Genomic DNA, 658 nt, shown 5'->3' on the forward strand with positions numbered 1-658 from the left:
CCGGGCGTTGCGGTGGCGAAACCGGACGCCCACGGCGTGTGGCCGCTGTCGCCGGCGCAGCTCGGCCTGTGGTTCCTGTGGCGCGCGCAGCCGGACAGCGCCGCGTACAACATTCCGGTCGCGCTGCGGGTGCGCGGCCCGCTCGACGTCGATGCGCTGCGTGCGGCCTTCTCGGATGTCGCGGCCGTGCATCCGGCGCTGCGCGCGCGGCTCGTGGCGCGTGACGGCGCGCTGCCGGGCCAGCGGATCGACGCAGGCGTTTCCGTCGAACTGCCGGTGATCGACCTGTCGGCGCAAGCCGATGTGCTTGCCTGCGCGGCGGCACTGACCGACGAGGATGCGCTCGCGCCGTTCGACCTCGCGGCCGATGCGTCGCTGTGGCGCGCGCGGGTGCTGCGGCTCGGCGCGGACGATCACGTGCTGTCGCTGACGATTCATCACATCGTGTCGGATGGCGAATCGATCGAGCTGTGGCTCGATGCGGTTCGTGCGTGCTATGTCGCCCGCGTGCAGGGCGGGGCCGTGGCGGCCGGGGAGATCGTCCAGCCGGTCGCCCGGCCGCTCGTGCTGCCCGCGTCGTGCCATCCGGCCCGCGTCGCTTACTGGCGCGATGCGCTGGCCGACCTGCCGGCGCGCCTGCTGCCGCAGCGCGCCAACG

General features: G+C 73.9%; 1 protein-coding gene. It reads left to right on the forward strand.

The annotated features are described in order from the left end of the window. Nucleotides 1-658, forward strand: a 658-nt coding sequence (locus DPV74_RS41720) for a condensation domain-containing protein (protein WP_240440124.1), incomplete at both ends; no start/stop codon positions are given.

It is taken from the genome of Burkholderia sp. HAN2018, from assembly GCF_024704855.1.
GTDB lineage: Bacteria > Pseudomonadota > Gammaproteobacteria > Burkholderiales > Burkholderiaceae > Burkholderia > Burkholderia cepacia.